This is a genomic window from Vineibacter terrae, from assembly GCF_008039615.1.
GTDB lineage: Bacteria > Pseudomonadota > Alphaproteobacteria > Reyranellales > Reyranellaceae > Vineibacter > Vineibacter terrae.
This window is the reverse complement of sequence record NZ_VDUZ01000030.1, coordinates 81129-99989: the sequence shown is the minus strand read 5'-3', so window position 1 is coordinate 99989 and position 18861 is coordinate 81129. Positions and strand designations below refer to the sequence as shown.

19 protein-coding genes and 1 pseudogene are annotated in these 18861 nt (G+C 67.5%); 11 read left to right on the top strand and 9 right to left on the bottom strand.

Features of this window, described 5'->3' with window-relative positions:
• Window positions 1-8: 8 nt before the first annotated feature.
• The 6 genes from FHP25_RS24155 to FHP25_RS24130 all read left to right on the top strand — a co-directional run bounded on the left by FHP25_RS24155 (window position 9) and on the right by FHP25_RS24130 (window position 4992).
• Window positions 9-446: a hypothetical protein gene (locus FHP25_RS24155; protein WP_147849533.1), complete on the top strand. Its 438-nt coding sequence runs from the start codon at window positions 9-11 to the stop codon at window positions 444-446.
• A gap of 126 nt (window positions 447-572) precedes the next feature.
• Entirely contained in the window at window positions 573-2432 is a 1860-nt protein-coding gene (locus tag FHP25_RS24150) for a calcium-binding protein (protein WP_147849532.1), read from the top strand.
• A 61-nt stretch (window positions 2433-2493) separates the two neighbouring features.
• Entirely contained in the window at window positions 2494-3357 is an 864-nt protein-coding gene (locus tag FHP25_RS24145) for an AraC family transcriptional regulator (protein WP_147849531.1), read from the top strand.
• A complete protein-coding gene (locus FHP25_RS24140; RefSeq protein WP_147849530.1) occupies window positions 3354-4046 on the top strand; it encodes an AzlC family ABC transporter permease in 693 nt (230 codons plus the stop codon). The genes FHP25_RS24145 and FHP25_RS24140 overlap by 4 nt, the downstream gene beginning before the upstream one ends.
• Window positions 4043-4342 (top strand): AzlD family protein, encoded by a 300-nt coding sequence (locus FHP25_RS24135; protein ID WP_147849529.1) that lies wholly within the window; start codon window positions 4043-4045, stop codon window positions 4340-4342. The genes FHP25_RS24140 and FHP25_RS24135 overlap by 4 nt, the downstream gene beginning before the upstream one ends.
• A 131-nt stretch (window positions 4343-4473) precedes the next feature.
• A complete protein-coding gene (locus FHP25_RS24130; protein ID WP_147849528.1) occupies window positions 4474-4992 on the top strand; it encodes a hypothetical protein in 519 nt (172 codons plus the stop codon).
• 3 nt (window positions 4993-4995) lie between these two features.
• Here the strand turns inward: FHP25_RS24130 and FHP25_RS41490 are convergent, their stop codons facing one another.
• From FHP25_RS41490 to tgt, 3 genes and pseudogenes are all read right to left on the bottom strand, one after another.
• Window positions 4996-5547, bottom strand: a complete 552-nt coding sequence (locus FHP25_RS41490; RefSeq protein ID WP_231712452.1) for a hypothetical protein — start codon at window positions 5545-5547, stop codon at window positions 4996-4998.
• A 178-nt stretch (window positions 5548-5725) separates the two neighbouring features.
• Window positions 5726-5902: pseudogene (locus tag FHP25_RS42660) on the bottom strand (hypothetical protein); the annotation flags it as partial.
• On the bottom strand, window positions 5833-6981 hold the full coding sequence (gene tgt, locus FHP25_RS24120; RefSeq protein WP_147849527.1) for a tRNA guanosine(34) transglycosylase Tgt: 1149 nt from the start codon (window positions 6979-6981) through the stop codon (window positions 5833-5835). The pseudogene FHP25_RS42660 and the gene tgt, both read right to left, overlap by 70 nt.
• A gap of 197 nt (window positions 6982-7178) precedes the next feature.
• Here tgt and FHP25_RS24115 point away from each other — a divergent pair, with 197 nt between their 5' ends.
• Window positions 7179-7667: a hypothetical protein gene (locus tag FHP25_RS24115; protein ID WP_147849526.1), complete on the top strand. Its 489-nt coding sequence runs from the start codon at window positions 7179-7181 to the stop codon at window positions 7665-7667.
• A 14-nt stretch (window positions 7668-7681) separates the two neighbouring features.
• Here FHP25_RS24115 and queA read toward each other — a convergent pair whose 3' ends face one another.
• Entirely contained in the window at window positions 7682-8728 is a 1047-nt protein-coding gene (queA, locus tag FHP25_RS24110; RefSeq protein WP_147849525.1) for a tRNA preQ1(34) S-adenosylmethionine ribosyltransferase-isomerase QueA, read from the bottom strand.
• A 9-nt stretch (window positions 8729-8737) separates the two neighbouring features.
• Window positions 8738-9316, bottom strand: a complete 579-nt coding sequence (locus FHP25_RS24105; protein ID WP_147849524.1) for a queuosine precursor transporter — start codon at window positions 9314-9316, stop codon at window positions 8738-8740.
• Window positions 9317-9451: 135 nt separating this feature from the next.
• Between FHP25_RS24105 and FHP25_RS24100 the strand changes: the two genes are divergently transcribed.
• Genes FHP25_RS24100 through FHP25_RS24090 form a run of 3 tightly spaced genes read left to right on the top strand, consistent with a single transcriptional unit; the run spans window position 9452 to window position 11512 of the window.
• Window positions 9452-10516, top strand: coding sequence for a tartrate dehydrogenase (locus FHP25_RS24100; RefSeq protein ID WP_147849549.1), 1065 nt, complete (start codon window positions 9452-9454; stop codon window positions 10514-10516).
• Window positions 10517-10544: 28 nt separating this feature from the next.
• On the top strand, window positions 10545-10907 hold the full coding sequence (locus tag FHP25_RS24095; RefSeq protein WP_147849523.1) for a VOC family protein: 363 nt from the start codon (window positions 10545-10547) through the stop codon (window positions 10905-10907).
• Window positions 10908-10930: 23 nt separating this feature from the next.
• Entirely contained in the window at window positions 10931-11512 is a 582-nt protein-coding gene (locus tag FHP25_RS24090; protein ID WP_147849522.1) for a VOC family protein, read from the top strand.
• 15 nt (window positions 11513-11527) lie between these two features.
• Here the strand turns inward: FHP25_RS24090 and FHP25_RS24085 are convergent, their stop codons facing one another.
• From FHP25_RS24085 to purD, 3 genes are all read right to left on the bottom strand, one after another.
• Window positions 11528-12298, bottom strand: coding sequence for a hypothetical protein (locus FHP25_RS24085; RefSeq protein WP_147849521.1), 771 nt, complete (start codon window positions 12296-12298; stop codon window positions 11528-11530).
• A gap of 133 nt (window positions 12299-12431) precedes the next feature.
• Window positions 12432-13553 (bottom strand): MBL fold metallo-hydrolase, encoded by a 1122-nt coding sequence (locus tag FHP25_RS24080; protein WP_147849520.1) that lies wholly within the window; start codon window positions 13551-13553, stop codon window positions 12432-12434.
• Window positions 13554-13615: 62 nt separating this feature from the next.
• A complete protein-coding gene (purD, locus tag FHP25_RS24075) occupies window positions 13616-14908 on the bottom strand; it encodes a phosphoribosylamine--glycine ligase (protein WP_147849519.1) in 1293 nt (430 codons plus the stop codon).
• A gap of 111 nt (window positions 14909-15019) precedes the next feature.
• Between purD and xseA the strand changes: the two genes are divergently transcribed.
• Window positions 15020-16555 (top strand): exodeoxyribonuclease VII large subunit, encoded by a 1536-nt coding sequence (gene xseA, locus FHP25_RS24070; RefSeq protein ID WP_147849518.1) that lies wholly within the window; start codon window positions 15020-15022, stop codon window positions 16553-16555.
• A 259-nt stretch (window positions 16556-16814) separates the two neighbouring features.
• On the opposite strand, the gene FHP25_RS24065 is transcribed toward xseA, so the two are convergent.
• Window positions 16815-18731: a C1 family peptidase gene (locus FHP25_RS24065; protein ID WP_231712451.1), complete on the bottom strand. Its 1917-nt coding sequence runs from the start codon at window positions 18729-18731 to the stop codon at window positions 16815-16817.
• Between the last annotated feature and the right edge of the window lie 130 nt (window positions 18732-18861).

Here is an 18861-nt window from a genome sequence, read left to right as displayed (position 1 = left end):
GGTCGAGGATGCGCATGGCAGCACCAGGAGACAATGAGCATTCGCCGGTTCCGGCGATCGTCGCCGGGCCGCTGGCCATGTCGATCGACCGGCTGCTGTCGGCATGGGGCGCTTTCGCTCTCGATCGGCAGAAGCGATTGGTCGAGCGCGTCGCAGCCGCATGTGCTGCGCCGGCAGCACGATCGCAGCACGACAGCGACAAGCTCGCGCGCGACGCGCTGAATACCCTGGTCGCACGCTGGGCCGCCGCGCTGGGCGACAGAAACGGCCGCCTTCCGGCCGAGGCCCTGCGCGCCGCGTTCATCGCCATCGATGGTGCACGCCGGTGGCCCGATCAGTTCCTTGCGACCATCCCTGCCGAAGACTTCCGCAGAGAGCTTTACAGCGCCCTGCCGCGGCCACTGCCGGCTCCGGCCCCGCTCGACATGCCCGAGCAGCCGCTCTAGGTCGCAACGCGCGCGTCATGTTTGCAAGCGCATGCAGGGAACTGCAACTGACGAGAGATTATCTTTTGGCTATGCAATCGCGCTGCTACCATCGGGAGGAATTGCCAGCAAGGCGGGAGCTCGACCATGGTCATGATCAAGGGAACGCCCGGCGACGACGAGATCGTCGGTGGGGCCGGCAATGACGATCTTGTCGGTGGGGCCGGTGATGATCGTCTCGATGGTCGGTCTGGCGATGATCAGCTTGACGGCATCGATGGTGATGACGAGCTCTACGGCGGTGCGGGCAAGGACTGGCTCTACGGCTGGGTGGGAGATGATCGGCTCTATGGCGAGGCGGGCGACGATTGGCTCGACGGTGGCCTAGGTGCCGATGATCTCTATGGTGGCGATGGCCATGACGAGCTTGCCGGGAGCAGTGGGGATGATCGGCTTTACGGTGGCGACGGCGCAGACCGGCTCACCGGCGGCGCTGGCAACGATATCCTCGATGGCGGCGCCGGCGAGGATCAGCTCTACGATCGAGAGGGCGACGATGTCCTCGAAGGGGGCGCCGGTGATGACACGATCACCGATGTCGGCGGCAACAACCGGCTCCATGGCGGTGCCGGCGACGACCGGCTGGGAACGGGAGGCGGTGCTGACCGCGTGGACGGTGGTGAAGGTACCGACCTCTGGATCGGCAATTTCGAGGACCTGACCAGAAGTGTCGCGGTGATCCCGGACCTCCAGCCCGGAGCGTTCACGGTCTCGACCGGCACCACCGTCAGGAATGTCGAGGCTATCAGCGTCCGGGGCACCGACTTCGACGATACGATTGTCGGCGGCGCTGGCGATGACCTCATTGTCGGAGGAGGTGGGTCCAACACGCTCGTCGGGGGCGCCGGGGATGACGAATTCTCTTTCGACGCGAACGGCAGCGATATGATCGATGGCGGTGATGGCACCGACGTCTGGTGGGGTAGTCTCACAGGCCTGTCGGGTGGCGCAACGGCGATCCTCGACACCACGCCTGGAGCGGTCACCACGATCTCGACCGGCACCACGCTGAGGAATGTCGAGCAGCTCGCTATCGAGGGCACCAGCCATGACGACATGTTCGTTGGCGGCAACGACACGGACCGCCTCAACGGAGATGCCGGTGATGACTGGCTCGATGGTGGGAAGGGCAACGATTTGCTGTGGGGTGGTGACGGCAACGATACGATCATCGGCGGCGCCGGCGACGACTTGATCTATGGCGCCTATATCTATCCCAGCCCCTTTCCCTTCGTGCCGCCCATCGGAGTCGATGTCATCGACGGCGGCGAGGGAAGCGACCGTCTGCTCGCCGATTTCGTGCATCTGACCGAGGGCCTGACGCTGGTGCTCGATACCACGCCCGGTGCGACCACCACGGCATCGAACGGGACCACCATCACCAATGTCGAGAAGCTCGAGATCGACGCTACCGCCTATGCCGATACGATCAGCGGCGGCAACGAGAACGACCATATCGAAGGCCGCGGGGACAATGACCGGATCGATGGCCGTCTCGGTGACGATTACCTGTACGGAGACAGTGGCGATGACGTGCTCATGGGTGGTGGCGGCAACGACCGGCTCTGGGGATCTTCGGGCAGCGACCAGCTGTATGGCGGCGACGGCGACGACCGGCTGGATGCCAGCGACCTGGAGCGGGACATCCTGAGCGGTGGCGCAGGGGCCGATCGGTTCGAATACTTCCTGGCCTGGGATGGAGGTGTCGGGGCGGATCGCGACACCATTGTCGACTTCAGCCAGAGCGACGGCGACGTCATCGACCTGCAAGATGTATCCACCCGCTTCATCGGCACCGGTGCGTTCAACGGGGTGGCAGGGGAACTGCGGTACGAAATTGCCGGTGCCAGCACCCTGGTCAGCGCCGACATCGATGGCGATGCGGGAGCGGACTTCGAGGTCGAGCTGCTGGGTCGGATCGTGCTGACCGCCGACGATTTCGCCTGAGGCCCCGCCGCAGCAATTTTCTTCAAGACGCCGCCTTCCCGATCGGCTGTAAGCTGGCGGCATGGACGGGATCACGCAGGCCGAGGCAATCGCCGTGGCACCGCTTGCCGGGGGCGAGCGGGCGTGCTTCTTCACGGCCGGCCGTTTCGACGGCCTGGAGTGCCTGACCGCTACCTTCCATACGCACCGCTATGCGCGGCATACCCACGATACCTACGTGATCGGCGGTGTCGTGGCCGGATGCGAGACCTTCATGGTGCGTGGCTGCCGCCGCTACATCGGGCCGGGCGATCTCGCCTTCGTCCATCCGCACGACGTCCATGATGGTGAACCTCATGGCGACGGCTATTGCTATCGCATGACGTATCCGACGGTCGCGCTGCTGCAAGGCGTTGCCGCCGAGGTCTCGGGCGATGCCCTGAGCGGGGTGCCTTTTTTCACCGAGCCCGTCGTGCGCGATCCGCAAGGCGTGGCGTTGTTCGTCCAGGCGCATCAGGCGCTGGAGGCGCCGCAGGACACGCTGGCGGCGGACGAGCTGCTGTCACGGGTCTATGCCCGCTGCCTGGTGCGCCATGCGCGGATCGCCCCGCGATTCGTCGGCCGCGAGCCGGGGCCGGTGGCGCGCGCGAAAGCCTTGCTGGCGCAGCGCTATGCCGAGGACCTGCCGCTGGCCGTGCTGGCCGCCGAAGCAGGGCTGTCGCCGCACCATCTGATCCGCGCGTTCCGCCGCGAGACCGGCCTGACGCCGCATGCCTGGCTGATCAACCTGCGGGTCGACGCGGCAAAGGCGCGGCTGCGGTGCGGCGAAGCGCCGGCCGCCGTCGCCTCGGCGACCGGCTTTTGCGACCAGGCACATCTGACCCGCGCCTTCAAGGCGCGCATCGGCGTCACGCCCGGCGTCTATCGCGCGGCCGTGGCGGCATGAGCCCACCCGCCTCAGCCGGCGAGGGCGTGCGCGACATCCTGCCGGCCATGATCGCAGCCATGCCCATCGGGCTGCTGTTCGGCGCGCTCGGGGTGGGCAAGGGGCTGTCCGTGCTCGAGGCCGGCCTGATGTCGATCCTGGTCTTCGCCGGCGGGGCGCAGTTCGCGGCGCTGGAGCTGTGGACCTATCCGGTGCCGATCCTGGCGCTCGCGTTCTCGACCCTGCTGATCAACGCCCGCCATGTCCTGATGGGGGCGTCGCTTGCCCCCAAGACGGTCGGCTTCTCGTTGCTGCAGCGCCTGGGCGCCGCCTGGGTCCTGACCGACGAGGCGTGGGCGCTGGCCGAGCGGCGTGCGCTGCAGCAGCGCATCACGCCGGCGTACTGGTTCGCGGTGGCAGCCATGCTGCCGGTGGTCTGGATCGGCTCGACCTTCCTGGGCGCCTGGCTCGGCTCCTTCCTGGGCGACCCCAAGCGCCTGGGCGCCGACTTCGCGTTCACGGCGCTGTTCATCGCCCTGATCGCCGGCCTGTGGAAGGGGCGGGCCACGGCGATCACCGTGATCGCCAGCGCCGCCGCCGCGGCCCTGGCCTATGTCACGGTCGGCGCACCCTGGCATGTGGCGGCCGGCGCCGTCGCCGGCATCGGCGCCGCCTGGTGCGCCGCGCCCGCGGAGCGGAGCACCCCATGAGCGTCGATCCCGCCGCCCTGGTGGCCATCGTGGCCATGGCCGTGGTGACCTATCTCACCCGCGTGACCGGCTTCTTCATCGGCGATCGGCTGGCGCTGCGCGGCCGCGCCAAGGCTGCATTCGACGCCATCCCGCCGGCCGTGCTGGTGGCCGTGATCGCGCCCACGGCGCTGGCGACCGGCTGGCCGGAGACGGTGGCCGCCGTGGTGACGATCATCGCCGCAACACGACTGCCCCTGCTCGCGACCGTTGCCGTGGGCGTGCTGAGCGTGGTCGCGCTGCGATCCCTGACCTGACGCCTTTCTGCAGGCCAACGCAGCTTCGATCGCACCGGGCTTGTGCGCCGCCGCCGATGCGCGCCTACTCTTGACATAATGATCGGACATAGCGGAACCGGAACGCGGTGAACGGCGGGAAGGAGTTGAGTATGCGGCGGATCGCGCTGTGTCTGTTGCTGCTGCTTGTGGCGCTGCCGGCGGCGGCGCAGCAGACGGAGCTGTATGACGGCGGCGTGTCGCTCCAGCTTCCGGCGGACTTCCGTCCGATGACCCGGGACGAGATCACCCGGAAATACCCGCGCTCGCAGCCGCCGCAATTCGCTTTCACCGACGGCGATGGCCTGACACAGACGATCGCCGTCAGCCGGTGGCAGTTCTCGCCCGGCAGCCCGCCGCCATTGAGCGATCTGGGCGCCGACATGTATCGCCGGGTTGCGGTCCAGAGCGGCATCACGATGCGCCGGAACGGCCTGGTCGAGATCGGCGCCCGGCAATGGTATGCGCTCGAGTTCACAGTGCAGGCGGTCGATCAGCCGATCGAGAATCTGATGCGCATCACGACGATCAACAATTACATCGTCATCCTGGCCGCCAGCGTCACCAGCAAGCTCTATCCCGAGCGGGAGGAAGCGCTGCGCACCGCCATCGAGTCGGCGACGGTGCGCTGAGCCTCAGCGCGCCGGGTCGGCCAGCGTGTCCGTCTCCGACGCAAGCCGGTCCAGCCCATCAAGGCCGGCCGTGCCGGCGCCGGTGCCGATGTCGCGGAAAGCCGCGGCGACGCGCGCGGCGAAGCGCGTCGGCCGATGCTCCAGGCTGTCGACCACCGACACGGCGCCCTTCTCGTTGATGAGATACCGGCCGTTCAGCGCGAACAGCGTCTGGCACAGGCAGGCGACGGCGCGGAAGGCGCAGCCAGCGACGTAGTTGACGTCACCCCGGTCGAGGCTCTTGCGAGCATTGGCCAGCGCGAAGCTCGCCTCCCACCCGAAACGCTGCAGCAGCGCCGCGCGCAGCGTCGAGGGGTACGGACACGTGCGCGCCACCAGGCCTGCGAGCAGGCCGTCCGTGTCCGACAGCACACGACACTGTGCGACCTCGCCCATGTAGATGGCCGAGACGAACGCGTGCGGATGGCCAGGCTGGTAGGCGACCTCGATCCGGCCAGCGTGGCATTCGTCGATCACCGCGCGCACGCGCTCGAGGTTGCGGTACAGCAGGTCCACGCGTGCGCCGCCGATGGTCAGCCAGCCGCCACCGTCGATCCAGGGGCCCCCAGTCGCCGATCGGAGTCACTGTTGCGTCGGCGTCGTCCAGCGTGGCGGCGGCACGGCTGAGCGCCGCGTGCTCGAAGGGCACCTGGCCGTCATAATAGAGGCCGATGTCGTAGTCCGATTCCGGTGTCGCCGTGCCGCGGGCCCGCGACCCGCCCAGCACGACGGCGCGGATGCCGGGCAGCGGAGCGAGCGTGTCCACAATGCGCGCCAGCAGCTGCTCGTCGTTGAGGGTGGTCACGTTGCCGGTCCGTCTGCGTCCGGCAGCGCCGCGATATCGCCCTTGGCGTGCTCTTCGTGAAACCATGCGGCCCAGTCAGCCAGGGTGCCGGCCTCGATCGCCGTGCGCAGGCCACGCATCACGTCCTGGTAGAACTGCAGATTGTGCCAGGTGAGCAGCATGGCGCCGAGAATCTCGTCGCTCTTGATCAGGTGGTGCAGGTAGGCTCGGCTGTGGCTGGTGCAGGCCGGGCAGGCGCATCCCTCCATGAGCGGCCGTGGATCGTCGCGGTGGCGGGCGTTGCGCAGGTTCAGCTCGCCGCGCCAGGTGAAGGCCTGCGCCGTGCGCCCGGCCCGGGTCGGCATCACGCAGTCGAACATGTCGATGCCGCGCTGGACTGCGCCCACGATGTCAGCCGGCCGTCCGACTCCCATCAGGTAGCGCGGCCGGTCGGCCGGCAGCGCCGGCACGGTGACATCCAGTGTGCGGAACATCGCCTCCTGGCCCTCGCCCACCGCCAGGCCGCCTATGGCATAGCCGTCGAAGCCGATCTCGGTCAGCGTGCGCGCCGACTCCAGCCGCAGGTCCTCATAGACGCTGCCTTGCACGATGCCGAACAGGCCATGGCCGGGACGTGCCGTGAAGGCCTGCCTGCCGCGCTCGGCCCAGCGCATGGACAGCCGCATGGACGTGGCGGCCTGCGCGTGCGTCGCGGGAAATGGCGTGCACTCGTCGAAGCTCATCGTGATGTCGGCGCCAAGCTGGCGCTGGATCTCGATCGAGATTGCGGGCGTCAGCCGCTGCCGCGAGCCGTCGATGTGCGATTGGAAGTCGACACCGCCCGCATCGATCTGGCGCAACTTGCTCAGGGACATGACCTGGAAGCCGCCTGAATCGGTCAGGATCGGGCCAGGCCAGTTCATGAAGCGGTGCAGGCCGCCCAGACGCTCGATGCGCTCGGCGCCTGGCCGCAGCATCAGATGATAGGTGTTGCCCAGCACGATCTGGGCGCCCGTGGCCGCGACCGAAGCCGGCAGCATCGCCTTGACGGTGGCGGCAGTCCCCACCGGCATGAAGGCGGGCGTCTCCACCGTGCCATGCGCGGTGACGAGGCGGCCGCGACGGGCGGCATGGGTGTTGGCCAGGAGCGAGAAGGCGAGTGTCATGGTCGTCCGAGGGTCTCGATGAAGACCGCACAATGAGGTAGAATAGGTGTGTAGGGGACCTGCCGGTGGGCAGGGATGGGGTGCCGCGGGGGATTGTTCGCAGCAGCATTGAACGAGGGCAGGCGGTCGCTGCGCTGCAGCTGCAGCAGGCGAAGCGCTGCCCGTAACACCATGGAAGAAGGATAGGGTGACTGACGATGCGTAGGTATCTGGCAGCGATCCTGGGTGTGGCAGGATTGTTCGTCGCTGGCGGCGCCGGTGCAGAGGTGTTGCAGCGCTACAGCACCGGCTCGTGGATGGTGGAGGCCAACGCCGACAAAGGCGCGTTCCAGAACTGCACGGCCACGGGCCAGTATGGTGGCGGCGCCTCGGTCCTGTTCATGCTGACGCGTGGTTTGGTATGGGGAGTCGCTATCACCAATCCGAACTGGAACTGGCGCAACGGATCCGAAGGCGGGGTGACCTACTGGATCGACTCCAACGGCCGGCGCAACGGCCGCGCCCGGGCGCTGGCGGCGAACCGGCTGCTGATCCCGCTGGCCGATTCCCAGCAGCTCTTCCATGAGATCCGTCAGGGCAACAGGATGTTCTTCGAGCCCGAGGGCGCCAGCGGCTTTTCCATCACGCTGGTCGGCACGTCGGTGGCGCTGAACGAGCTGATGGCCTGCGTGCGCCGCTACCGCTAGGCCTGCCGGCGCCGTCATGCTGCCTCCTGCCGCTGCAGCAGGCAGGCATCGCCATAGGAGTAGAAGCGGAAGTCGCGGGCGATCGCCTGGGCGTACAGCGCCTGCATGCGGTCCAGGCCGGCAAAGGCCGACACCAGCATGAAGAGGGTCGAGCGCGGCAGGTGGAAGTTGGTCAGCAGCAGGTCCACGGCCCGGAAGCGGAAGCCCGGTGTGATGAAGAGGTCGATGCCACCCTGCCAGGGGACCAGGTTGCCGGCGTGGCGCAGGGCCACTGCCTCGAGCACGCGCAGGCTCGTGGTACCGACGGCCACCACGCGCCCGCCACGGGCACGGCAGGCATCGATTGACGCCGCAGCCGCGGCGTCAATCTCGCCTTGCTCGGTGTGCATGACGTGCTGGTCGGTATCGTCGACGCGCACCGGCTGGAAGGTGCCGATGCCGACATGCAGGGTCACGGTGGCCGTCATGATGCCGGCGGCGCGCAGGTCGGCCAGCAACGCCTCGGTGAAATGCAGCGCCGCCGTCGGCGCCGCCACGGCGCCGTCACGACGCGCCATCACCGTCTGGTAATCCTCGCGATCGCGCGCATCGTCGCGGCCGCCGCGGATATAGGGCGGCAGCGGCATATGGCCGTGCGCGTGCAGGGTTTCCCGCACCGTCTCGTCGGCGACCCCGAAATCGAGCGTGATGGTGCCGTCGTCCCGGAAGCCGGTCACGGTCGCCGACAGCCCGCCGTCGAACGTAAGGCGCGTGCCAGCGCGCAGCTTCGCCGTCCCGCGCGCCATGCCCGTCCAGGCGCCGGGGCTGGCCGGCGGCAGCAGCAGCACCTCATGCCGGCCGCCGGTGTCACGCCGGCCATAGACGCGGGCCGGGATCACCCGCGTGTCGTTGAACACCAGCAGGTCACCGGACCGTAGCAGCCCCGGCAGATCACGCACGACGTGCTCGGCCGGCGCGCCGTCGCGCGGCAGATGCAGCAGACGCGCCGAGTCACGCGGCACGGCGGGCCGCTGCGCGATCAGCCGCGGCGGCAGCTCGAAATCGAACGCATCGACCCGCATGGCAGCCGATCAGGGCGAGACGGCAGGCCGCATCGGCACCACCACGCCCATCAGGGCACGGAACGGCGCCAGGAAGAGCAGCGCGAAGGAAAGCTTCACGATCAGATCACCCTGGATCAGCGACAGCACCGACGGGCCGGCGCCGCCGGGCAGCAGCGGGAAGATGCCGACGAAGGCGACTCCGAAGAACAGCACCGTATCGACGATCGAGCCCAAGGCCGAGCCGGCGAACGGGGCCTGCCACCAGGGCGCCCGGCGCAGGCGGTCGAACACGACGATGTCGAGCAGCTGGCCGACGAGGAAGGCCGTGCCGGAGGCCAGGGCGATGCGCCAGGGCGCCAGCAGGAGCGACGCCACGATGCCGGCGGCGAAGCCGACATAGACCACCTGCCGCGCCCGCCGCGGACCGAAGGCCCGGTTGGCCAGATCGGTGACGAAGAACGTCGCGGGATAGGTGAGCGCGCCCCAGGTGACGGTGCCCAGCACGGCGTGCGTGAAAATCTCGAACTGCACGACGTAGTTGGACAGAGCCACCACGCCGACCATGGCGGCGATGGCAATGCCCATGCCGCGGGAGATACCGGTCATCTTCTTCTCCAAGCCCCTTCCGGCGACACAGGCCAGCGGGCGGCTGGCTTATAGGACAGGCCAGGGCGGTTGGCGAGGATGTCGATAGGCCGCTATGCTTGCCTGCAGGCGAGGAGCAGCAAGAAGGGACCGATCGTGCGCGAATACCGGATCGCGGCCATCCCCGGTGACGGCATCGGCAAGGAGGTCATTCCCGCCGGGCTCACCGTGCTGCAACGCCTGGCGCGGTTGACCAACGAGTTCCGCCTCGATGTCACCACCTTCGACTGGGGCTCGGACTTCTACCGCAGCACCGGCGCCCTGATGCCGCAGGACGGCCTGCACACGCTGCAGCCATTCGATGCGATCTACTTCGGCGCCGTCGGCGATCCCGGCGTGCCCGACCATGTCACGCTCTGGGGCCTGCGGCTGAAGATCTGCCAGGGCTTCGACCAGTATGCCAATGTGCGGCCGACCCGGGTGCTGCCCGGGCTGAAGAGCCCCCTGGCGGACTGCCCGCCCGGCACGCTGGACTGGGTGATCGTGCGGGAGAACAGCGAGGGGGAATATGCCGGCCAAGGGGGCCGCTCGCATCGCGGCCATCCCGAGGAGGTGGCCACGGAAGTGTCGATCTTTACCCGCGCCGGCGTCACGCGCATCATGCGGTTCGCCTTCGCGCTGGCGCGGTCGCGCCCGCGCAAGAAGTTGACCGTCATCACCAAGTCCAACGCCCAGCGCCACGGCATGGTGATGTGGGACGAGATCGCCGCCGAGGTGGCGAAAGACTTCCCCGACGTCGCGGTCGACAAGGAGCTGGTGGATGCCGCGACGGTGCGCATGGTAAACCGTCCCGGCAGCCTCGATACCATCGTCGCGACCAACCTGCACGCCGACATCCTGAGCGACCTGGCGGCGGCGCTGGCCGGCAGCATCGGCATCGCGCCCACGGGCAACGTCAATCCGGAGCGTCGTCATCCCTCGATGTTCGAGCCGATCCACGGCTCGGCCTTCGACATCATGGGCAAGGGCCTGGCGAATCCGATCGGCACGTTCTGGTCAGCGGTGATGATGCTGGAGCATCTCGGCGAGGCCGACGCCGCAAGGCGCCTGATGAGCGCGATCGAGCGGGTCACCGCCGCCGGCACCACGCTGACCCGCGATCTCGGCGGCAGCGCCGGCACGGCGCAGGTGACCGAAGCGGTGTGCGATGCCCTGACCTAGCGTTCCACGCAGCCCGGAGCACGACGCCATGCGCAAGCTTGATCACCTCGCTTTGCCGGTCGCCGATTGGCTGGCCTCGCGGGACTGGTATGTCGGCACGCTGGGCCTGACGGTCGAGTTCGAGATACCCGAGCGGTGCACGGCGGCGGTGCGTGACGGCTTCGACTTCACGATCTTCCTGGTCCAGGCCGAGGCGCCGCCGCGCGGTGGCAGTGTCGCGCTGTGGTTCCAGGTCGATGACGTCGATGCGACGCATGCCGAGCTGTCGGCGCGCGGCGCCCGGTTCAACCATGCGCCGGCCAAGATGTTCTGGGGGTACGGCGCGGAGCTCGCGGATCCGGATGGCCACCTCATCCGGTTGTGGGACGAGACATCGATGAAGGCGCACTGACGCCCCGCAAGGGAGGATGCCCGATGGCAGACAATGTCGATCCGCAGCGGCTCAAGGTCCATGACCGGCCGGCCGGCATGCCGTTCCGGATCACGCGGATCGGCCATGTCGTGTTCAACGTCACCGACCTGGAGCGATCGGTCCGCTTCTATACCGAGGTGCTCGGCTTCCAGATCTCCGACATCTACCCCGAGGCGATGATGCCGGGCGGCATGGTGTTCATGCGCTGCAACACCGATCACCACGGCATCGCCCTGGTCGGTGGCATGGGGCAACCATCAAGCAGCGCCGAGCTGCATCACGTCGCCTTCGAGGTCGGCTCGCTCGACGAGGTGATCCTGGCGCGCGACCGCCTGCGTGCGCAGGGCGTGCCGATCGACTTCGAGGGCCGCCGCCGGGCCGGAGTGCAGATCGCTGTCGAGTTTCGCGATCCCGACGGCCACCGCCTGGAGATCTACTGGGGCCTCGACCAGGTCGGCAGCGATGGACATGTGCGGCCCGCCCACGAATGGAAAGGCGCGCGCAGCCTCGTCGAGGCGATCCGCGATCCCGTGCGCGGACAGGACACGACGTTGCGCGATCCCTCCCTGCTGAGGCAGGAATGAGGGCGCGAAGCGGCGTCAGTCGACGATGATGAGATGGGCACGTCGAGCGGTGCCCATCGCCCTGTAGACGACGTCGAGCGCCTCCACGCACGGCTTGACGTCGGATGAGAGCTGCCGGTTGTTCCTGGTGCGTGGCGAGATGCAGCCCGTCAGCCAGCTCGGATTGGTCGCCTCGTGCAGCAGGATGCCGGCCATGGCGCCGTTGGACTGCTTCACGTCGTGGTCGCGGACCCGCAGGCATTTGCCGGCCTGCCCCTTGCGGACCTTCATCTTCTGGTGGAACCCGGCCACAAGATCGACTTGCGATATGTCCAGCGGATAGGGCTTGAACGGCCGCGGCGGCAGGCGGACGTACCACGAGTTCTTACTGGAATCGGTGCGGTAGCGCTCCATCGTGTCGAACTCGGCCAGCTTCTTCAGGGGCGCGCTGCCGTCGGTCACCAGCGAGACGTTGCGTCCGGCCAGCGAGATCATCTCCACCTGCGGCTTGGCGTTCACTGCCGCGGGGCGCTGGGCGAAGGATTTCAGGAGATCGAGGACGCCCGCCAGCGTCATGCGGCTGGCGGCGGTGACAACGGGCCCTTCAACGACGGCCATGAGGCCCCATTGACCGCTCTTCGCGCCGCGCGCCGTCTTGTCGCCGCCAACGCGCTTACCCGTCGTGGCGTTCTTGACGCCGAAATAATGTGTGCGCTCCGCCTCGTCGTCGATCACCTCGTAGTGATCGCCGAGCCAGAGGAACTCGGTGAGCGGCTGGCGTGTCATCACCAGGGTGACATTACCCATGGGTGCCTCGGTGTGGAAATAAAAGTGAGCAATCGCCCTTATTGCTCACTATGCCAGAGGCTGACCACAAGCACCAATGAGATGTCCTGATTGCTCCTATAAAGGATCCTTTGCGTTGGCGGCTGAGGCCGCGTCACACCACATCGAAGACCTCGGAATCGTCGTCGCGCTGTGTCGGCGGCGGCACCGGCTTGGCGAAGACGAAGCGATGCACGCCGTCATGGCCCGTGCGGCGTGTGACATGGCCGCGCGTCTCCAGGCAGTGCATATGGGCCAGGGTTTCGGCGAACGCAAAGACCACCTGGTTGTTGTCGAGATGGCGCGGGAAAAGCGTAGGCACCATGTCCCATGCCGTGGCGCCCGCCTCGCCGCGCTGGGCGACGGCCGCAGCGATCTCGCCGAGGCGGGCGTCGTGATGCGCTATGAGCTGGTCGAGCCGCGTGTGCAGCCCCACGAAGGGAAAGCCGTGCGAGGGCAGCACCAGGGCATCGGACGGCAGCGCGCGGAAGCGCGCGAAGCTGTCGAGGAACCACGACAGGGCATCGGCCCGCGGCTCGTTGGGCCAGACCCCGACATTGGTGCTGATCTTGGGCAGCACCTGGTCGCCTGAGATCAGCACGTTAAGGTCGGGGCACCAGAGCGAGGCATGCTCCGGCGCATGACCGCGGCCGACGATCACCTGCCAGCGCCGGCCGCCCATCATCAGGGGATGGCCGTGGATCAGCCGCTCGAAGCTGGGGGGCAGCGGGCCGACACCTTTGGAATAGCCGCCGCGGTGGCGGGCGAAGATCTCGACCTGGTCGGCCGGCACGCCATTGGCCAGCAGATGCGTGCCACGCGTCTCGGCGCCGTCGACGATGCCGTTGCGGATCGCCTGCGAGCTCATGTAGTCGCCCAGCGTCATGTGCATCGGCGCATTCCAGCGCTCGCACAGCCAGCCTGCCAGGCCGACGTGATCGGGATGCATGTGGGTGACGACGACGCGCTTCACCGGCTTGCCGTTCAGCGCGTTGGCGAAGATCACCTCCCAATGCTGCTGAGTCTCCGGCATGTTGATGCCGGTGTCGACGATCGACCAGCCGTCACTGTCCTCGACCAGCCACAGATTGATGTGATTGAGCTGGAAGGGCAGCGGCATGCGCAGCCAGTAGACCTGGGGCGCCACGTTCTTGATGGTGCCGGCCTGCGGCTCGTCGCCGCTGGGAAAGCGCAGCTGCGCCAGCAGGCGCTGCGCGTGGTCATGCGAGTCGGGCATTTTGCAATCCGAAATCAAATTTTGTGCACTGCATCAAGGGTACGGATCGCTTGCCCCCCTGTCTATGTGCCAGCAGCGAGTGCCCGCCATGCGATATCGCGGCGGCAGAAGCCGCCCGGCCAGTCGATCCGGTCGACGGCGTCGTAGGCGCGACGGCGCGCCTCGGCCACGCTCGGCGCCATTGCCGTGACATTCAGCACCCGGCCGCCATTGGCCAGGATGCGCTCGCCGTCGCGGCGTGTGCCGGCGTGGAAGACGGTCACGCCGTCGATCGCGCCGGCGGCATCCAGGCCACGGATCTCGCTGCCTTTTTTGGGGGAGTCCGGGTAGCCCTCGGCGGCCATCACCACGGTCAGCGCCGTCTCGTCATGCCAGCGCAGGTCGAAATGGGCCAGCGCGCCATCGGCGGTGGCGATCAGCGCCGGCATCAGGTCCGATTTCAGGCGCATCATCAGCACCTGGCATTCGGGATCGCCGAAGCGGCAATTGTACTCGATCAGCTTGGGGCCGCTCGGCGTCAGCATCAGGCCGGCAAAGAGCACCCCGCGATAGGGGGCGCCCTCGGCCGCCATGGCGCGCACGGTCGGGCGCACGATCTCGGCCATCACGCGTTCGGCGATCTGCGGCGTGACGCAGGGCGCCGGCGAATAGGCGCCCATGCCGCCGGTGTTGGGGCCGGTGTCGCCGTCGCCGACGCGCTTGTGATCCTGCGCCGCGACCAGGGGCAGCGCGTGCGTGCCATCGACCAGGGCGAAGAAGCTCGCCTCTTCCCCCTGGAGGAATTCCTCGACCACCACGGCGCTGCCCGCAGCCCCGAAACGGTTGCCCGACAGCATGTCCTCGACGGCGGCGATCGCCTCGGCCTCACTGGTGGCGATGATCACGCCCTTGCCGGCGGCGAGCCCATCGGCCTTGATCACGATTGGCTGGTTTTGCCAGATATTGCCCTGGCGGCGGATGTAGGACGCGGCCGCGCCGACATCCGTGAAGCGCTCATAGCCGGCCGTGGGGATGCCGTATTTACGGCACAGATCCTTGGTGAAGCCCTTGGAGCCTTCCAGCCGCGCCGCTGCCGCCGAGGGGCCGAACACCTTGATTCCGGCCTCTGCCAGCCGGTCCGCCAGGCCTGCGACCAATGGTCCTTCGGGGCCGACGACGACGAAATCAATATGCTCGCGCTGCGCGAAGTCCACCAGCACCGGCAGGTCTTCCTGGCCAATGGCGATGCACTCGGCGACCTCCGCGATGCCGGCATTGCCCGGGGCGCAGTAGAGCTTGTCGCATAGCGGCGAGGCGGCGATCGCCCAGCACAGCGCATGCTCCCGTCCGCCGCTGCCGACCACCAGAATGCGCATCAGTCGTTCTCCGTTGCTTCCGCCGGGCGGCCGGACAGAACCACGGAATGGGCAGTCGGCAAAGCACCTTCAGCAGTGGTTTTCCACGGGCCCAGCCCGATATGGTGGGGTATGGCAACCAGCGATCAAGAGGCGGTCCGGCAGGCCCCCGGCCACAACGTTCCGGAGTACACGGTCTCGGAACTTGCCTTCGCGCTGAAGCGCGAGGTCGAGCAGGCCTTTCCCCGCGTGCGGGTGCGCGGCGAGATCTCGCAGCCCTCGATGCCGCGCTCGGGGCACTGCTATTTTCGCCTCAAGGACGTGGACGCGGTGCTCGATGCCGTGGTCTGGAAGGGCACGCTGCCGCGGCTCGGGCTGAAGGTCGAGGACGGGCTGGAGGTCATCGCCAGCGGGCGGCTGACGACCTATCCCGGTTCGTCCCGCTACCAGATCATCGTCGACCGGCTGGAGCTGGCCGGCCAGGGCGCGCTGCTGAAGCTGCTGGAGGAGCGGCGCAAGAAGCTGCAGGCCGAAGGCTTGTTCGACGCCGGGCGCAAGCGGGCACTGCCGTTCCTGCCCGATGTGATCGGTGTCGTGACTTCGCCGAGCGGCGCGGTGATCCGCGACATCCTGCATCGGCTGGCCGATCGCTTCCCGCGCCACGTGCTGATCTGGCCGGTGGCCGTGCAGGGCACGACGGCGGCGGCGGAGGTGGCGGCCGCGATCACCGGCTTCAACCAGCTCGTGCCGGGCGGCACGGTGCCGCGGCCCGACGTGCTGATCGTGGCGCGCGGCGGCGGCAGCCTGGAGGATCTGTGGGCCTTCAACGAGGAGGTGGTGGTGCGCGCCGCGGCCGCCTCCGCCATCCCGCTGATATCGGCGGTGGGCCACGAGACCGACACCACGCTGATCGACTTCGCGGCCGACCGGCGTGCGCCTACCCCCACCGCGGCAGCCGAGATGGCCGTGCCGGTGCGGGCCGAGCTGCTGGCCGATATCCGCGACCATGACGGCCGGCTGCTCAACGCGCTGAACCGCCGCCTGCGCGAAGCCGAGCGGGACCTGGCAGGCTTGGCGCGCGGCCTGCCCGATCCCGTGCGGCTGATCGAGGAGCGTGTGCAGCGCCTGGACGTGTGCAGCGAGCGGCTGTCGACGGCGACCATCAACCTTGTCGCGCTGCGGCGGGCTGCCTTCGTCGGCGTCGCCGATCGCCTGCGCACGCCGCGCCAGACCATCGACGCCAAAGCGCAGCTGCTGGCCGGCGAATGGCGCGCGCTGAGCGGCGCGCTGCGCCGCTACGCCGGCGAGTCGCAGCAGAAGAGCGAGCGCGCCGGCGATCGGATCACCGCATTGTCGGACCGGCTGGCACGCGCGACGCGCGGGCTCACAGACCAGCGCAGCACGGCCCTGGACGGGCTGGGCAAGCTGCTGGAGAGCTACTCGTTCAAAGGCACCTTGGCGCGCGGCTTCACACTGGTGCGCGACGCCTCAGGGCATACGCTGCCATCGGCCGCAGCCACCGTGCCGGGCAGCGCTGTGCGCATCGAGTTCGCCGACGGCACGGTGGGGGCGACCATCGATGCAGCGGACGGCAGGCCCATTGCGGCGACGCCGGCGGCCGCCAAGTCGCGCCGCCGCGACGGTGGCCCGCAAGGCAATTTGTTCTGAGCCCGGGAGCGCCGGCTTCCGGCCGGCACCGGCGCGTAGCGCCGGATCATCGGCTGGCAGGATGCCGGCGCTCCCAAATCGTGAGGGAGAAACTGCGGCCCATGAACCCCGATGCTGCGCGCATGGTCGGACCAGGGCGGCTGGAGGCATCGCCAAACATTGCGCACAAGTTTCGACGCGCTCGGCGCGAGCGGTCATCTGCCACAACCCAAGTGCGTGGTCCTTGGATTCACTGGTCGTGATTTCGAAGCCGTCCGACTCAGTAACCCGTCAGCTCATCGTCTGTGGGCGGTGACGCAATCGCCCTGCCAATGATCCGTGACATAATCGTGGTCAACGTCGTTGCGTCGTTGTCGAAGCCCCCATGCGAGCTCGACCTCGTGTGAGGGGATGTCGATGAGGCGTATGCGACGGAGAGCTTCGGGTCGGCGGGCATGGCGCCAGCGTGGAGCTGCATGCCCGCCAGCGGGGTATTAGGGGAATTTTCGTACGCGCGGGATACCAGATACAGCAAGGAGCGGCTATAGGACGGCAGAAGCGGGAAGTTGCTCGATACCGTGTCGTCCAGCTCCAGCTGATCGGTGAGATTGTAAAGGTAGATGCCATCCTCCAACCGCATCGCACCCTGATCCTCAAGATAGGGCTCGTAGTGCTTCTTGAAGAAATCCACCGTGCAGGCAGGCGCCATCAGGTGGATGCTGCCGAGCTTGAGCTCATTCAGCTTGAAGCGCCTGAGCGCCGTCAGCAGGTGCCCCAGGACAATGGCACCCGCGCTATGGCCGATCAGATGTAGCCTGGGTCGCTTTGTCGCCTTGTCGAGTCCGGCCAGCAACGGCGCCATCCCCCTGAAGCCACCGTCGTAGTCCGGACGCCCGTCGAACGCCGACTCGGCGTCCTGCTTCATGTTGCGCCAGGCATAAGCGCCGGTTTCCCGCCCCAACCCGGCTTCGAAGAGCCAGTCGGACAGCCGGCCGCCGACGCGGCCGACAGCCGGCGAGGCGGAAAGCTTCCCGAACGCCTCATCGATAAAGCCGGAGCCCCACATGAGGTGGAAGTTGTAGATGGCGTTCCTGCCGAAGACGTCGTGCCGCTTCCACGTCGCAATTCGCTCGGCTTCGGCAGCGAGCGAATTCAGCCCGCCGTGGGCGTAGATGGCGAGATGATCGTATCCAATGCCGTTGTTGGCTTCGGGCAACGTGAGCCGCGTCACGGTTTCCTGCATCTCCACTTCGTCAGGTGATCCGTACTTGCCAGCGGTGATGAAACGGCCATCGTCGATATTGATAAAGTGCCCGATGATATCGCCGCGGCTGGGTTCGCCGAAGCCGAACAAACCGCTGGTGCTCGACGGCGTAACGCGCGGTACAGCACCAAATGCGTTGGGAGCGCGCACGCCCAACTGCAGGACCCAGGCATCCATGATCGTCGCTGCCCAGTCCTTGTAGTCCCAGTGCGCTATCCCATTGACGCCCCAGGCCGATCCCCATGAATTGAGAACCCAGAAACCCCTATCGTCGTAGCCGACGATAGCGAAGGCGTGGCCGCCTTCAGGCTTTCCGTTGGGCTTGATGCGGCCTTCCTCAGGCGCTGCCCAGTTGGAATGAATCTGCGCCGAAGCGTAGATTACACCCACGTCATTCAGCGCTGCGTGGTAGTCGCTGATGTCCGGTTCGAGGCGGAAATAAGCGCCCAACCGGGTTTCTCGTGCTTCCCTCGCCATATCGTACGTCAACACCCATGCCTGGGTACCGGGGAGATCGGGCGCGGTCGCATCGCTGCATACGCCGTTGCGGAAAAAGCCCTTGAGGGCACCGCGGATACTGGAGCCCTCGTAGGCGGTGCCTGCCCATTCGTCGTTGCGCTTGGCAATCTCGTACAGCATGCGCGCGCTGACACGCTGCGGGCTGTCGGCACCGATCTCCTTGAAGCGCAGGACGTCGACCACATGCGCCAATGCGAACCCGGTGCAACTCGAGTCATTGCCCTGGTTGCGAATTGAAAAGGCGATCCTGGGGTAGATCCCGGGGTGCAACGCGCGCAGATGGGGATGATAGATACGGTCGCGGATATCGGGCATGTCTGGAAGGATGTCGAGCTTGCGTCCGGCTAGCCATGCGACTTTGCCCCGGAATTTCCGATTGCCGACCCTGATGGTGGAATCGTCACGGTCCCGCAATGTGCGTGCATCCGCGGGGGGCGGGTGTCGCTTCGCCATTGCTTCAGGGGCTTCGATGGGTGGCACTTTCGGTCGTACCGCCCGCTTCGCGGCAGGCTTGCCGATCCCGCGTGCTTGTCTCGCCATGTCA

Coding starts and splice junctions, on each gene's coding strand:
- FHP25_RS24135 (WP_147849529.1), top strand. CDS start 4,043: ATGAGCGTCGATCCCGCCGCCCTGGTGGCCATCGTGGCCATGGCCGTG.
- FHP25_RS24155 (WP_147849533.1), top strand. CDS start 9: ATGCGCATGGCAGCACCAGGAGACAATGAGCATTCGCCGGTTCCGGCG.
- FHP25_RS24130 (WP_147849528.1), top strand. CDS start 4,474: ATGCGGCGGATCGCGCTGTGTCTGTTGCTGCTGCTTGTGGCGCTGCCG.
- FHP25_RS24085 (WP_147849521.1), bottom strand. CDS start 12,298: ATGGGTAATGTCACCCTGGTGATGACACGCCAGCCGCTCACCGAGTTC.
- tgt (WP_147849527.1), bottom strand. CDS start 6,981: ATGACACTCGCCTTCTCGCTCCTGGCCAACACCCATGCCGCCCGTCGC.
- FHP25_RS24095 (WP_147849523.1), top strand. CDS start 10,545: ATGCGCAAGCTTGATCACCTCGCTTTGCCGGTCGCCGATTGGCTGGCC.
- purD (WP_147849519.1), bottom strand. CDS start 14,908: ATGCGCATTCTGGTGGTCGGCAGCGGCGGACGGGAGCATGCGCTGTGC.
- FHP25_RS24105 (WP_147849524.1), bottom strand. CDS start 9,316: ATGACCGGTATCTCCCGCGGCATGGGCATTGCCATCGCCGCCATGGTC.
- FHP25_RS24145 (WP_147849531.1), top strand. CDS start 2,494: ATGGACGGGATCACGCAGGCCGAGGCAATCGCCGTGGCACCGCTTGCC.
- queA (WP_147849525.1), bottom strand. CDS start 8,728: ATGCGGGTCGATGCGTTCGATTTCGAGCTGCCGCCGCGGCTGATCGCG.
- FHP25_RS24090 (WP_147849522.1), top strand. CDS start 10,931: ATGGCAGACAATGTCGATCCGCAGCGGCTCAAGGTCCATGACCGGCCG.
- FHP25_RS24150 (WP_147849532.1), top strand. CDS start 573: ATGGTCATGATCAAGGGAACGCCCGGCGACGACGAGATCGTCGGTGGG.
- FHP25_RS24115 (WP_147849526.1), top strand. CDS start 7,179: ATGCGTAGGTATCTGGCAGCGATCCTGGGTGTGGCAGGATTGTTCGTC.
- FHP25_RS24140 (WP_147849530.1), top strand. CDS start 3,354: ATGAGCCCACCCGCCTCAGCCGGCGAGGGCGTGCGCGACATCCTGCCG.
- xseA (WP_147849518.1), top strand. CDS start 15,020: ATGGCAACCAGCGATCAAGAGGCGGTCCGGCAGGCCCCCGGCCACAAC.
- FHP25_RS24080 (WP_147849520.1), bottom strand. CDS start 13,553: ATGCCCGACTCGCATGACCACGCGCAGCGCCTGCTGGCGCAGCTGCGC.